Source organism: Serratia liquefaciens ATCC 27592, assembly GCF_000422085.1.
GTDB lineage: Bacteria > Pseudomonadota > Gammaproteobacteria > Enterobacterales > Enterobacteriaceae > Serratia > Serratia liquefaciens.
The window spans coordinates 3,949,624-3,963,324 of record NC_021741.1 but is presented as its reverse complement, the minus strand read 5'-3'; the positions used below and the strand labels follow the sequence as shown (position 1 = coordinate 3,963,324).

At 52.7% G+C, this 13,701-nt stretch carries 12 protein-coding genes; 7 read left to right on the top strand and 5 right to left on the bottom strand.

Going from position 1 to position 13,701, the window contains the following annotated elements; all coding sequences use genetic code 11:
- The 3 genes from M495_RS18500 to M495_RS18490 are packed head-to-tail and all read left to right on the top strand — an operon-like array spanning position 1 to position 3,916.
- A complete protein-coding gene (locus M495_RS18500) occupies positions 1 to 990 on the top strand; it encodes a DUF6453 family protein (RefSeq protein ID WP_041414844.1) in 990 nt (329 codons plus the stop codon).
- 49 nt (positions 991 to 1,039) lie between these two features.
- On the top strand, positions 1,040 to 2,377 hold the full coding sequence (locus M495_RS25950) for a phage tail fiber protein (RefSeq protein ID WP_020828201.1): 1,338 nt from the start codon (positions 1,040 to 1,042) through the stop codon (positions 2,375 to 2,377).
- A 60-nt stretch (positions 2,378 to 2,437) separates the two neighbouring features.
- The gene (locus M495_RS18490) at positions 2,438 to 3,916 is read left to right on the top strand and encodes a phage tail fiber protein (RefSeq protein WP_020828200.1); all 1,479 of its coding nucleotides are present in this window, start codon (positions 2,438 to 2,440) and stop codon (positions 3,914 to 3,916) included.
- A 264-nt stretch (positions 3,917 to 4,180) separates the two neighbouring features.
- Here the strand turns inward: M495_RS18490 and M495_RS18480 are convergent, their stop codons facing one another.
- Together M495_RS18480 and M495_RS18475 are read right to left on the bottom strand one after the other, a co-directional pair.
- A complete protein-coding gene (locus M495_RS18480) occupies positions 4,181 to 4,423 on the bottom strand; it encodes a DinI family protein (protein WP_020828198.1) in 243 nt (80 codons plus the stop codon).
- A 602-nt stretch (positions 4,424 to 5,025) separates the two neighbouring features.
- Positions 5,026 to 5,874 carry a MurR/RpiR family transcriptional regulator gene (locus M495_RS18475; protein WP_041414843.1) on the bottom strand — a complete coding sequence of 283 codons (849 nt, stop codon included), beginning with the start codon at positions 5,872 to 5,874 and terminating at the stop codon, positions 5,026 to 5,028.
- A 168-nt stretch (positions 5,875 to 6,042) separates the two neighbouring features.
- Here M495_RS18475 and murQ point away from each other — a divergent pair, with 168 nt between their 5' ends.
- From murQ to yfhb, 3 genes are read left to right on the top strand one after another with little or no spacing between them, the layout of a single operon-like run.
- On the top strand, positions 6,043 to 6,936 hold the full coding sequence (gene murQ / locus M495_RS18470; protein ID WP_020828196.1) for an N-acetylmuramic acid 6-phosphate etherase: 894 nt from the start codon (positions 6,043 to 6,045) through the stop codon (positions 6,934 to 6,936).
- Between the two features lie 18 nt (positions 6,937 to 6,954).
- Entirely contained in the window at positions 6,955 to 8,322 is a 1,368-nt protein-coding gene (locus M495_RS18465; protein ID WP_020828195.1) for a PTS transporter subunit EIIC, read from the top strand.
- Between the two features lie 3 nt (positions 8,323 to 8,325).
- A complete protein-coding gene (gene yfhb, locus M495_RS18460) occupies positions 8,326 to 8,982 on the top strand; it encodes a phosphatidylglycerophosphatase C (RefSeq protein ID WP_020828194.1) in 657 nt (218 codons plus the stop codon).
- 40 nt (positions 8,983 to 9,022) lie between these two features.
- Here the strand turns inward: yfhb and yiaY are convergent, their stop codons facing one another.
- Both yiaY and M495_RS18450 read right to left on the bottom strand, forming a co-directional pair.
- On the bottom strand, positions 9,023 to 10,174 hold the full coding sequence (gene yiaY / locus M495_RS18455; RefSeq protein WP_020828193.1) for an L-threonine dehydrogenase: 1,152 nt from the start codon (positions 10,172 to 10,174) through the stop codon (positions 9,023 to 9,025).
- 199 nt (positions 10,175 to 10,373) lie between these two features.
- On the bottom strand, positions 10,374 to 11,426 hold the full coding sequence (locus M495_RS18450) for a DUF2157 domain-containing protein (protein ID WP_020828192.1): 1,053 nt from the start codon (positions 11,424 to 11,426) through the stop codon (positions 10,374 to 10,376).
- A gap of 151 nt (positions 11,427 to 11,577) precedes the next feature.
- On the opposite strand from M495_RS18450, the gene tadA reads away from it, so the two are divergent.
- On the top strand, positions 11,578 to 12,123 hold the full coding sequence (tadA, locus tag M495_RS18445) for a tRNA adenosine(34) deaminase TadA (RefSeq protein WP_373976748.1): 546 nt from the start codon (positions 11,578 to 11,580) through the stop codon (positions 12,121 to 12,123).
- Here the strand turns inward: tadA and mltF are convergent, their stop codons facing one another.
- Positions 12,124 to 13,584 (bottom strand): membrane-bound lytic murein transglycosylase MltF, encoded by a 1,461-nt coding sequence (gene mltF / locus M495_RS18440; RefSeq protein ID WP_041415604.1) that lies wholly within the window; start codon positions 13,582 to 13,584, stop codon positions 12,124 to 12,126.
- Positions 13,585 to 13,701: the final 117 nt, after the last annotated feature.

The following is a 13,701-nucleotide window of genomic DNA, read 5'->3' as shown; positions in this document are numbered from 1 at the left end:
ATGGCCTTTGGGTTTGTAGTGAATGGAAAAGAGTTGGCGGCAGTGAATAGCCCATCGCTGTTAGCCAACGATAAAGAACCCTGGGCCGACGGTAACAGGCAAAAGATATATACACCACCGGATTATATTCCTGGGAACCCGGTTTTTATCGTTGGGCAGACTGGCTATATCTTTGGTAGCTCGACCAATCCACCTTTTTACGGAGGGATCACTGGTTGGCGGACTGATGGGAATAGAATCATTGTTGATTTTTCCTCGGCAAACAATCAGGCATTTTTTACAGAGTTCAGTATATATCAGGTTCAAACTCCGCAATCAGTTTCCGGGACTTACGGAATAATGATTCAAAACTCAGTTGACTGGATGAGTATAAACAGTGCGCAGCGGCTTGGTTTTGTTGCGTGGAAAGGGGTAGTGACAATTAACGGGCAATGGACTTTGCCCACTGTTCAAAATGACAATACGAAAGTTGTGTATGTTCGATGTGATGATCCAGACGTGTCGGTGTATCACTCAGTTGAATATAACGAATTAACGGTATCGCGTGATAATGGAAGTGGCGAACCTTTCCGAACTACTGCTAGCGTACAGGTAGTAATTATGAATAGTGGATATTACCCCCCAACACCAAATGGTTACGGCATGGTGATTAAAAATGCTGCGGGGAATAATACATTTACGAGTGATTGCGAACCTTTGCTTTGGGATTGGCGCTCAGTAAACGTTGGGGCTAATCCGGACGATTTAGTCGATACAGGCATTGCGAGGCCCATGATACCCCTTGCTGTAAATGCATTCATGCGTGGTAACTCGCAAATGAGCGGGGGGTATTATAACTATTACAGCTGTGGTTATAGATTTAACGGCTCGGCGGTGCAATTTTGGCGCGCTGATTCAGGGCGTAAAATACAAACGAAATGGAATGTGTCAACGCGATGGTATTCATCACAAATGCCACTCATGGTTATAAACGCTGATCACTACTTCTAACAACCGGCCATTGAGCCGGTTTTTTAATGCAAAAATTCAGGAGAGCATCATGCCAGCAGGCACTCTAACCCTTACCAATAATTCAGCCGTAGTGAAGGGCGCAGGAACGGCATTCAATACCGAGCTGAAAGCCGGGGATATGATTGTGAGCGTTGTCGGCGGCGTAACCTATACGCTGCCAGTGAAAACTGTTGATAGCGCCACGCAGGCCACGCTGATTAAAGCCTATGATGGGCCAACGCAGGCTGGCGCTTCATGGTCAGCAGTACCGCGCGAAACGTTGAATGCCATTACCGCCCAACTGGCGGCCGAGACAGCCAAGGCCCTGCGCAGCCTGAATTATGATAAACAGAATTGGCAGCAATTATTCAGCGGCACCGGAAATATTACTATTAAGTTACCCGACGGCAGCGAATTTACCGGCCCTGCTTGGAATAGCTTTACAGCCGCTTTAGGTAATAAAGCCAATAAAGGAAATAATAGTGACATTACAGCATTATCAGGCCTGAAAACGGCCATTACCCTTGAGCAGGGAGGCACGGGCGCTACGACGAAGGAAAAGGCCCGCGACAATCTGGGTCTTGGAACTGCGGCTTTAGGGACTATCGGGGCAAACCAAAACGAAGTAATGATAGGCGGAGGGTGGGGGCTTGGTGGTAGCTATAAAGGATATAAACAAGTAGATACCCGGAATATAAATGATATTCTTCCGCAAGTAGGTGAACGCGGCATCATAGCATTAAGAAATAATTCACCAATAAGTGATAATGGCCCAGATTGGATTACCCCAGCGTGGGGGCCGTCAATATGGTGTAGAACAGAAGACGTTTATGCTATTTTTAATATGGCATCTACTGAAAATCATCTATCGGTATCATGCGGAAGTCTTCGAACTGGTTGGGGTATACATAAAGTCATTTGGCATAGCAGAAACACTACTGTTGATGGCAATGGATTTATAAAAAAGGCATCGCCAGTAACTAGTATTTTTCGTGATGGAACCTATTCAAATAATGAAGAGGCCGAAAATGTTACATGTAAACGTCTTGATGTTGGTGTTTATTATGTTGATGGATGTCTCGGATTTTATAATGATAATGGTTGGAAATTTGAAGTGCCAAAAGACGAAAATGGAAATCAGCTTGTCTGGGTTGATTATAAAGTGAATTATGATGGCTCGATTCTATTTAAAACATATCATAGACTTAACGATAGCCCAATAAAATCCCTGCAAAATAATATTGATGGTTATAGTAATGGAGATCCGGTTGATATACCTGATGGAAAATTTCTGATGGTTCGCTTAAATGTGCCAAACAGTCAGTTTCCTGAATATGTGCCAGATGACTCAATTTCTCAACTACTTAACGAATCTGATGTTGAGTGAATTAATAATATCATATAAACATAGTCCGTGGTGAGCGGGTTTTATAATGGGAGTTAATATATGACGGTTATTAGCGGTGTGTTAAAAGGACCTTATGGCGATCCTCGAGCTGGCGTAACCATTACGATGCGATCTCTGAAAACATCGTCAACGGTGCTTAACCTGGCAAAGTCACAATCTGTTTCCGATGATACAGGTCGGTATTCGCTTAATGTTGAGCCTGGAGTCTATGAAGTTATTATTTCTGTCTATGGTGCCCAGCCTGAGCGAGTAGGCACGATAGAGGTTTATGCGGACTCACTAACGGGTACGCTCAATGATTTCCTGCGCCGTCCTGGTGAAAGCGACATCACGCCAGAGATTATTCAAACCGTTGATGCCATGAGAGCTGATGCTGCTAAATCAGCAGCAGCCGCAAAAGTGAGTGAACAGATCTCTGCTGATAACGTTAAGCCCGTTGTTGCTGCTGGTTTTGGGTCTGGCCCGCTTCATACTGCTGATGCGTTTTCTAAAGACAATAAATCCGCAATACAGCGGTTCACAAATGCGACGGCGAACAGGCCAGCAAACACCAGCGGCGGATTATTAACGCTACCCATAGACGGTGGGCCATCTTGCTCGTATTTTGCTACTTCTGTTTCGCGACAGGCATGGATTGGTAGTTCAAACACTGCCGCGCCTTCAACTATTATATGGTCACGGTTATTCAGCACATCCGACCTTCCTACGGTGAACGATATTTCAAACCTCAAAGACTGGGGATTGAGTAAGGGTGTAACGGCAGCTTCCAAAGGCAACTACAACGCGCAAATGCAAAGCCGGCGAGGTTATGTTGCTACCGACCCTATTGGAAATCCATTTAAAGATACCGGTACACACTTCCTTGATACGCGGTCGTGGGCTGTTACCCAAACGGGGACCGATGATAGTTATCGGACCATACAGACATGCTATGGTTATGGGGCAAGCGCGACAAGTGTAGGGAAAATTGCGGTCCGCAGTTGGAATGGCACAATTTTCACACCGTGGATCTGGCTTTGGTCTGAGGCTAATACGACGGTAGACAGTAACGGTTTCATCAAGAAAGCATCACCGATCGCTAGGCTGTCAGGTGCACCTGAAAAAATGGCCGATAATTACCTGGAAGGATTTACCTTGGCTGGTAGCGTTGCCGTGAACAGTGAGGCTATAGGGGTAACTGCGGAGCGAGTGTCTATCGGGGTCTATAAGGTCACTGGCGCGGTAGGCTTCGCTGAGGAAGGCTGGAACATCGAAGTACCCCAAGACGTTAACGGTAACCGCCTGTGCTTTGTGGAAACCAGCACTGGCAAGGACGGCACAATCTATGTGAAGGTCAGCAAACGCCGCTTTGACATTGATACAGCCGCGATTGTGGCTGGTGATCCGATGGATATTCCAGACGGTCGCTGGATTGACCTACGGCTTGAAATGCCTGTGCGAGGAGTGGTTGAAGAGCCGACCCCAGATGTGCAGGAACTTATGACCAATGGGACGCAAGTTGACCAGGTAGAATTATAAATTTAAAAGCCGGGGTGAATGCCGGCTATTTAAAAAGTTTGTAATAATCGTAATCCATCGCAGCCTCAACAGCTTTTCCTTGGGTTGTGAATGGAGTTTCTGATATCAGAGGCCAGCGCCCTTTATGCAGAAAGTAGACCCAGAACTTACCTTCTTCATCTTCACGCAAGGCGAACATGGGAGGGCTGTTGATCGTTGGTGACGGGTACCGGTCGTTTTCTGTCAGAAGGAAAATCTGCCTTCCATTTATTTTAAGACTGCCCATCAGACATCAGTGACAAGCCACTGATCCGATTCTTCAAACATTTCTTCCAGCATCCGGTTCAGCTTTTCTCTGTCGCTTTTGTTTGCGTCGGAGTTTAGGCCGTTTGCCTGCATTGGCTTCACTCTCACATCGGCATCGGGGAAAATCCGATGCACTCGCTTAGTCAATTCTGCTTTGATAATCTCTTCAGCGTCAGGCAAGCCATTAACATTACGTTTATCAAAAACCAGTTCTACAAACATTTCACGCCTCAATTCATGCTGTATATATAACCAGTATTATCGGCTCTGATCTGGCATTTGATCAAGTAGCGGCATGCTGAAATTTGAAGGATTTGTGTTACTGATGGTGCAGAATGGGAAAAATGAGGATAAAACTCAGCAACGCAATTAATAACACGAATTAATAAGCTGCTGATTAACAATGTAAAAATATCAATGCTCGCACATGTCGCAGTTGATGCATTTTTTGGTAATCAGCAGTGCCATTTCAGTTATCTTTTAATCGGTGCACACGAACAGGCGCGCAATCTATCATAAAACCCATTTTATTAGGCGTTTTTCCACCGGCGCCCGCCAATGCGTTGCTGCAGAGCGCTCACCCCTTGAGATGGCCGTCATAATAACTCTGGCGGGTCATTGGCCAACTGATCGAAATCAACCATTTCCTGACCATTGAAGATGGAGCGCTCACCCGTACCAGTTGCTGCTGTATGAAGCTGCGGATATGTCGCTACCATGCCTGCCTGTTAGGCAAACAGACTGATAAATGCGAAGGCGCTGTGCGGAACCTAAAAAAGCTGCGTTTTTATACCTTGGTGTTTGTGACGCGGACACCATACGGCTCAGACGAGTTTTTTCATTAATTGTTCGCTGTGTTTGATGCGTTCGGGGGCGCGATCGAGATCGTGCTGAATTAAGGCCATAAACAGCAGGTCGGTGAGGGCGTATTGAGCGGTACTGGAAGAAATGGCAGCGCTGCGGGTATTGGGCTCTTCGGCAATGGTATATAAACAGTGATCGGCACGTTGCTGCAGGCCGTTGGGTGAAAAACTGGTGAGCGCCAGCACTTTTGCGCCGGCAATGCGGGCTTCTTCCGCCGCCAGATTGATTTCCCGCCGTTCACCGCTGAACGAAATTGCCAGCAATAAATCCCGCTTATCCAGCGCCTGAACCGCCGCCAGCTGAACGTGCATATCTTGCTCGGCTACGGCAATAACGCCGATTTTCAACAGCTTGTATGAGAAGTCCTTGGCGACCAATCCGGAAGCGCCGATCCCCAATAAAATAACCCTCCGCGCCTGACGCAGCATTTCCAACGCTTGATGCAGGCGCTCTTCACTGTTGATATCCAGCGTGGCGCGCAGTGCAGCCTGCTTTTCCACCAACAGTTTTTCGCCGACGGCTTTCAACGAGTCGCTGCTGAGGATCTGGTTATGCACCGTGACCACAGGTTCCTTTTGCGGCTGGGCTAGCGTTTCACTCAGCGCCAATTTTAGCGCCGGGAAGCCTTTGTAGCCCATCTTCTGAGCAAACTTCACCACGCTCGACTGGCTGATGCCAGCCAGTTGAGCCAGCTTCTGCGAACTGAGATGGCGTGCCTGCTCCGCGTTATGCAGCAGAAAGTCCGCCAGCTTGCGGTCATTTTGAGCCAGCGTTGGATACATCTGGCGAATACGAAGAAGGGTACTCATTCATTTTTCCCTTGAGGCCAGCGGCCATTCTGCCACGTGGGAGGTGAAAACGCGCGGTGAAAATTTTTTGTGAGCGAGACTTTAAAATAGCAAAAAGCGCTCGCTTTGTTGAATAAAATATTCAAATAATGATTTCAGTTTGTGAATTAAAAATTCAAAGGTGAAGAGATGAATTTAGGCGCATTAGTATCCGAAAGCCGCAACCCGGCCACGCTTCGACTCGACGAGATGACAACGTTGGAAATGGTGAGTTGCTTCAATCAGGAAGACCGCAAGGTGCCGGAGGCGATTGAAAAGGTGTTGCCGGCTATCGCACAGGCAGTGGACCTGGCTGCGGCGGCATTGAAGGCGGGCGGTCGGCTGATTTATCTCGGTGCCGGGACCAGCGGCCGCCTTGGCGTGTTGGATGCCTCTGAATGCCCACCAACCTTCGGCGTGCCGCATGGCATGGTCATCGGGTTGATTGCCGGCGGTCCGGGTGCGTTGCTCAAAGCGGTAGAAGGCGCGGAGGATGATGCGGCGTTGGGTGAAGCCGATCTTATCGCACTGAATTTGACCGCGACCGACATGGTGGTGGGGCTGGCGGCGTCCGGGCGCACCCCTTATGTGATTGGTGCGCTGCGCTATGCGCGACAACTGGGCTGCCCGACGGCGGCAATCTCCTGCAATCCGGACTCACCGATCGCCCATGAGGCGCAGGTGGCGATTTCGCCAGTAGTGGGACCAGAGGCCCTGACGGGGTCCACTCGGCTAAAGTCGGGCACCGCGCAGAAGCTGGTGCTGAACATGTTGTCGACCGGAGCGATGGTCAAACTGGGGAAGGTCTACCAAAACCTGATGGTGGATGTAAAAGCCACCAACGTCAAACTGGTGGATCGTGCCTGCCGCATCGTGGTGGAGGCCACCGGTGCTGAACGCAGTCAGGCCGAAGCGGCGCTGACACAGACCGGTTTTGAGGTTAAACCGGCAATCCTGATGATTCTGGCCGGCGTTGACGCTGAAGAGGCGCAGTTGCGCTTAAAGCAGCACGACGGCTATTTACGCGCGGCGTTGACGCGCTAACGACACCTGGGGCGGGCGATGGACAAAACAACGGCACTGGCAACACAGATTCTGGCAGGCATTGGTGGGGAAGGGAATATCCTCCGGCTGGAGAACTGCATGACACGGGTACGCGTCGAGGTTAGCGACGAGCAACGCCTTGATCTGGCGGCGCTCAAGCAGTTGCCAGGCGTCAAGGGCTACATCAAACAGGGCGAACAGCATCAGTTCATTGTCGGGCCCGGCGCCGCCGCCAAAGTGGTGGACGCGATGCGCTCATTGCTCACGGGGGCCCCTGCGGTTGCGGCTGCCGGGGACAACATCGCCCGCAACAAGGCACAGGCCAAGCAGAAATATGCCGCGCCGATGAGCGGTGCGCTGAAAAAGCTGGCCGATGTCTTTATCCCTTTGATCCCGGCTTTCATCGCCTCTGGCCTGATTACCGGCATCATCAACCTGTTGAAGCGGCCGGACATTGCCGGCGAACTGGCGGTGAATTACCCCAACGTGCTCGGGCTGCTGGCCATTTTCGGCAGCGCGGTGTTTGCCATCATGAATATTTTGGTGGGGGTTAACGCCGCACGGGTGTTTGGCGGTTCGCAGGCGATGGGCGGTGTGATGGCCGGTATTCTCTCAAGCCCGGCTTTGGCGCAGATTACTTTGTTCGGCGAAGCGCTGCAGCCGGGGCGTGGCGGGGTGATTGCCGTGCTGTTGGTGGTGGCGTTGATGTGCTGGGTCGAAAAACGCCTGCGCAACTGGCTGCCAGAGTCGATAGAGCTGATCCTCAACCCGCTGATCACCACCTTGGTGACCGCATCCCTGGCTATTGTGATCCTGCAGCCGTTGGGCGGTTATATTTCAGACGTGATTGCTCACGGCGCCAATCTGGCGATCGATAAAGGTGGCTTACTGGTGGGCGCGGTGCTGTCCGGGCTGTTTCTGCCGCTGGTGCTGTCCGGTTTACATCAGGGCCTGGTGCCGATCCACGTCGAACTGGTTCAGGCGCATGGTTCCAACCCGCTATTGCCTATTTTGGCGATGGCCGGGGTTGGGCAGGTTGGGGCCGCGTTGGCGGTATTAATGAAAACCCGCAATGCGCGCCTCAAAAAGGTCATCAAAGGGGCGTTGCCGGTCGGCATTCTCGGTATTGGCGAACCCTTGATTTTTGGTGTCACCCTGCCGCTGGGCAAACCTTTTATTGCCGCCTGTCTCGGCGGTGCGGTGGGCGGTGCGCTGATCAGCTATTGGAAAGTGGCAACGGTGATTACCTTTGGCATCTCGGGTTTACCTTTGGCGTTAACCATCGTCTCGGGTAAGGTGATGTTGTATCTGACCGGCCTGGTGATTACCATTGCCGCTGGATTTATTTTCACCTGGATAATGGGATTCAACGATCCTGAGGAGTAGCCCTTGAGCGAGAAACAGAGCCAGCAGGCCGGGGAAGGCCGCCGCGTGGTGTTCTTTGATCTGGACGGCACGCTGCATCAGGAAGACATGTTTGGCAGTTTCTTGCGTTTTTTGCTGCGCCATCTGCCGTTGAATCTGCTGCTGGTGGTACCGCTGCTGCCGGTTGTCGGGTTGGCGCTGCTGGTGATGGGCCGTGCAGCCCGTTGGCCAATGAGCGTACTGCTGTGGTCGATCACCTTTGGGCGTTCGGAGGCCAGGTTAAAGGCGCTGGAGCAGCGTTTTGTGACTTATTTCCGCAATAAGGTGACCGCTTTCCCGGTGGTGCAAATGCGTTTGCGGCAGTACCTCGAGGCGCATGATGCGCAGGTATGGTTGATTACCGGTTCACCGGAACGGCTGGTGGAGCAGGTGTATCAGGATTCGGCCTTTCTGCCGCAGATTCACTTGGTGGGCAGCCGCATCCTGCGGCGTTACGGTGGTTGGGTGCTGGCGTTACGTTGCCTGGGTGTCCAGAAGGTGACGCAGTTGGAACAACGTCTAGGCACGCCGCTCAAGCTGTATAGCGGCTATAGCGACAGCAAGCAGGATAACCCGCTGTTGTATTTCTGCGAGCACCGCTGGCGAGTCAGTAAACTGGGTGAGCTGCAGCAGTTGGAATAACCAAAGGGCGGATTTTCCGCCCTTTGCCGTTTTTGATGGCTTACATTGCCGCGCGGAAAATGGCGACAATCTGCGCGTGAGTGGCCTGTATTGGGTTAGTGAAGCCGCAAGCGTCTTTCAGCGCGTTGGTGGCCAACGTATCCAGATCCTGTTCTTTCACCTGCAAATCACGCAGCCCGGCCGGGATGCCAACGTCTTGCGCCAGTAATCTAATGGCTGCAATACAGGCCGCGGCACCCTGCTGGTCATTAAGGTAGCTTACATCCAGCCCCATGGCGGCGGCGATATCTTTCAGGCGAGACGCACAAACGCTGGCGTTAAATTCCTGCACGTGTGGCAGCAACACCGCATTACACACCCCATGCGGCAGATCGTAGAAACCGCCGAGCTGGTGAGCCATCGCATGTACATAACCGAGAGAAGCGTTGTTGAAGGCCATCCCAGCCAGGAATTGGGCATAGGCCATATTTTCGCGCGCTTGCATATTGCTGCCGTCGGCAACGGCGTCGCGCAGCGATTCGGCGATCATGGTGACGGCCTTCAACGCACAGGCGTCGGTAATCGGGTTGGCGGCGCTGGAAACGTAGGCCTCAATCGCGTGGGTTAAGGCATCCATCCCGGTGGCGGCGGTCAGGCCTTTCGGCATCCCGGCCATCAGATGCGGATCGTTTACCGACAGGATCGGCGTAACGTGTTTGTCGACAATCGCCATTTTTATGTGGCGTGCTTCATCGGTGATGATGCAAAAACGGGTCATTTCAGAGGCGGTGCCGGCGGTGGTATTGATGGCGATCATCGGCAACTGCGGTTTTGCAGAGCGGTCTACGCCTTCATAGTCCTTGATGTCGCCGCAGTTGGTGGCCAGCAGCGCGATGCCTTTGGCGCAATCGTGCGGTGAGCCGCCCCCCAGGGAGATCACGCAGTCGCATTGATGCTCCTGCAGCAGCGCTAGTCCCTGTTTCACGTTCGACGTGGTGGGGTTAGGGTGAGTACCGTCATAAACACAGCTTTCGATCTGTTGTGCGGTCAGCAACTGTTGAACCTGAGCCACTACGCCAATGTTATTCAACACTTTGTCGGTCACGATCAACGCTCGGCGCAACCCCTGTTGTTTCATGGTCTTTGCCGCTTCGTCCAGACAGCCGGAGCCAATCATATTGACGGAAGGGATAAAGAAAGTTGAGGCAGCCATAAATCACTCCTGGATAAAAGCTTTATTGCTTGCCTCAAACACTACTCCGCTAATTATTAAGTCATCATGATCTATCGCAACATCAAGGTGGTTAGGTCAGGTGATTGATTTAGTTTTAGTTTAACCATTTACACTTTGTGGGTTTAACCCGATTAGAGTCAAACCCAGCAGTAACTCTTACCGTTAAAACCGCATGGGTTCAATCATCGGTTTGGTCGTGCGGCTTACGGCCCAATTGCCAGACTTTTTCCGCGTAATGCCCCAGCGCCCATAGGCTCAGGCCGAGCACCACAAAGAAAATTGCCTTGGGCATGGCGTTCCAGAAAAATTCGAAGAAGCGGGTATAAAGGTTAATACCGAGGAAGGTCAATCCAAACCCACGCAGCATGGCATCGTCGCGTTTCAGCCCCAGCCAGATGCACCCGACGGCGGCGATGCCGAACAACAGACTCCAGTGGAGCAGTTCAATCTGGCGTGCGTTATACCAGCTGTCGAGATCGCCATAATTACCAAAGATCGACAACAGCCACAGCGCGATGAACAGATACAGCAAGCCCATCGCCAGCGAAACTCGCTCCAGTCCACGGCGAGCGAGCAGTGGTTGCAACAGCAGCGCCGCGGCGATCAGCACCACGCCAAAGGCGATAAAGCGGATCGGGAAACTCATGCCCAGCCAATAAGCGCCCCATCCGGACAGATAGCCGGTCTCGGCACCAAAAGCATTGCCGAGCGACAGCAGGGCAAACCACCATACCAGCCCTGAGCGGCCGCACCAGCCAATCACGCCATACAGCAGCGCGGCGAACATCAGCAGCAATGAAACTCGGCCACTGCCGTTATCCAGCCAGACCCCCATTTGCCACAGGGCGCAGGCGGTGAACAGCACGGCAACGAACAAGGCGGCTTCATTACCATAGCGTTTCTCCGGATGTTGACTGCGACGGTTCAGCGCCCAGACATAGCAAAGAGCGGCTAACATGGCGGCAATTATCATACGTACCGGCGCATCGAAACGGAACAATTCACCCAAGCGGTAAAGTAACATGCTGTCGGCGAACAGGCTGCTTATGGCAATCACCAGCGAAGCCAGCGCGGCGAGAAATGCATAACGTGCCAGCCGTCGCCAGTCGAAGGGCTGTACTTCAACGAGTTGCAGCAGCTGTTGCTGCTGTTGCGCCGTTAGCGCACCTTCATCTACCCAGCCGTCCAGTGCTTTGCGCACGATGGTGGCGTTCTTCTTGCTGAATTTCATGTTTTCTATCCTTGAAAAACACTGTTAATAGACAAGTATATACCGGTTGAATTTCAAGCGATAGAAAGTCGCACTGCCGCCGTTTTCTGGGGGACAAATATATTCACCCCGGTTAACACAGGCGCAGCAAGCATCGCCCCTACTGTGTATAATGCCCGCCGCAAAGTGCACGAGGAATGATGCAATGACTGAATATAACGATGAATACTGGATGCGTCAGGCATTGCGGCTGGCCCTGCGTGCGCAGGAAGAGGGAGAGGTGCCGGTCGGGGCGCTGTTGGTACTGGACAATCAGGTGATTGGCGAAGGCTGGAACCGGCCGATTGGCCGCCACGATCCGACCGCGCATGCAGAAATCATGGCGCTGCGGCAGGGCGGGGCCGTGTTGCAGAATTACCGCCTGTTGAATGCGACCTTGTACGTGACCCTGGAGCCGTGCGTGATGTGTGCGGGGGCGATGGTGCATAGCCGCATTCGTCGATTGGTTTACGGTGCTGCCGATGTGAAAACCGGGGCAGCGGGATCGCTGGTGGATATTTTACGCCATCCCGGTATGAATCATCAGGTGGAGATCCTCTCCGGCGTGCTGGCCGAGGAATGCGCAGTTACCTTGAGCAACTTTTTCCGCATGCGCCGTGAACAGCAAAAGGCGTTGAAGCAAGCGCAACGCGCGCAGGCAGATAAGGATCCCGAATAATCAGAAGTTAAGTGCCAACTCCGGCGCCACGGCCGGATAGCCTTTCCCCAGCTCCGCCTGTTCGGCCGCTTCCTGAGCCGCCTTTCTTTCCCTTTCTTGCAGATACCCCACCAGGCTGACCTGATAGCGGCGGATGTTTTCCACGTAGTTATAGGCTTCGCGTCCGCGCGCATAGCCGTAGGTCAACTGCGGGTAGTAGCGCTTCTGGCTGAGCATTGGCAGGCGCTGTTTGACGTCGACCCAACTGTCCGGGTTGCCTTTTTGCATTTTGGTCAGCTTGCGGGCGTCGAGCATATGGCCCCAGCCCATGTTGTAGGCCGCCAGCGCAAACCAGATACGCTCATCTTCCGGCACGCTGTCGGGCACCTTGGCCATCAGCCGCTGTAAATAGAGTGCGCCCCCCTGAATGCTCTCCTCGGGATCGAGGCGATCGTTAACCCCCAGACCGTCGGCGGTGGCCCGCGTCAGCATCATCAGACCGCGAACGCCGGTGGGTGAAGTGGCCTGCGGATTCCAGTGCGATTCCTGATAGGCAATGGCGGCCAGCAGCTTCCAGTCGATCTCGCTGGCGTATTTTTCAAACAGCGAACGGAAGGTGGGCAGTACCGAATCTATCGCCGACAGGAAGGTTTTGGTATCAACGTAATCGAAACTGCCCACGTGGCCGAGGTATTTCTCTTCCAGTCGCGCCAGCGTGCCGTCATCCACCATCTGGCTGTAAAAATCCAGCATGGCCGCGTACAGGCTGTCGTCGGTGCCGCGCTTCAGGTACCAGGTGACAGGTTCTTCATCGGTGACGTCGAAAGCCACCGCCAGCTGCGGATGGATGCGCTGCAGCAGGGCGATGGTCACGGAGTCGCCGAGGGTGTAATCCAGTTTGCCGTCGGCGACCTGCTCGAGCAGCTCTTTGGAGGTGAGATCGCTGGAAGCTTCCCAACTGAGGTCCGGGAATTTACTTTGTTTGAGCTGTTTCAGCGTGCTGACGTGGGCCGAGCCGGAGGCGACCGCCAGCTTGCCTTTAATATCGGCAAAGCTTTTGGGGCGTGCGGTACCCAGGCGATAAACCAACTGCTGGGAAACGGAATAGTAAGCAGGGCCGGTTCGGGCGCGACTGAGACGATCCTGATTGTAGATCAGGCCGGCGGCCAGCAGGTCGGCATCGTCATCGTCCAGATCGTCGAACAGGTCGTTGATGTTCTTATGCGGGATCACCACCAATTTCACCCCCAGATAGTTGGCGAAACGTTTCGCCAGCTCGTAGTCGAGGCCACTTGGCCCCTGCTTGGTGGTGAAATAGGTTAACGGCGAGTTTAGCGTACTGATACGCAACTCTCCGCGGGATTTGATCTCTTCGAGTTGCCCGCCCTGGCCGCCGCGCCAGGTAATATTGGGCCACAGGGCGAGCGCCAGAAGCAGGGTGACAACACCGATTAGAATGTAGTTTATTTTAAGGCGTTTCAAATAGTTATCCAGTGGTGGCACAGGTGCACTGCCGATTGTCATCACGCTTTTTCTTATGGTTAAATCACCAGTGCCGGGGCATTTTGCGCAACAAAACGCCAGCGTGCAACTTTATTG

Excerpts from the sequence above, each read along its gene's own strand:
- M495_RS18500 (WP_041414844.1), top strand. The coding sequence starts at position 1 with ATGGCCTTTGGGTTTGTAGTGAATGGAAAAGAGTTGGCGGCAGTGAAT.
- M495_RS25950 (WP_020828201.1), top strand. The coding sequence starts at position 1,040 with ATGCCAGCAGGCACTCTAACCCTTACCAATAATTCAGCCGTAGTGAAG.
- M495_RS18490 (WP_020828200.1), top strand. The coding sequence starts at position 2,438 with ATGACGGTTATTAGCGGTGTGTTAAAAGGACCTTATGGCGATCCTCGA.
- M495_RS18480 (WP_020828198.1), bottom strand. The coding sequence starts at position 4,423 with ATGTTTGTAGAACTGGTTTTTGATAAACGTAATGTTAATGGCTTGCCT.
- M495_RS18475 (WP_041414843.1), bottom strand. The coding sequence starts at position 5,874 with ATGAGTACCCTTCTTCGTATTCGCCAGATGTATCCAACGCTGGCTCAA.
- murQ (WP_020828196.1), top strand. The coding sequence starts at position 6,043 with ATGAATTTAGGCGCATTAGTATCCGAAAGCCGCAACCCGGCCACGCTT.
- M495_RS18465 (WP_020828195.1), top strand. The coding sequence starts at position 6,955 with ATGGACAAAACAACGGCACTGGCAACACAGATTCTGGCAGGCATTGGT.
- yiaY (WP_020828193.1), bottom strand. The coding sequence starts at position 10,174 with ATGGCTGCCTCAACTTTCTTTATCCCTTCCGTCAATATGATTGGCTCC.
- M495_RS18450 (WP_020828192.1), bottom strand. The coding sequence starts at position 11,426 with ATGAAATTCAGCAAGAAGAACGCCACCATCGTGCGCAAAGCACTGGAC.
- tadA (WP_373976748.1), top strand. The coding sequence starts at position 11,578 with ATGCCCGCCGCAAAGTGCACGAGGAATGATGCAATGACTGAATATAAC.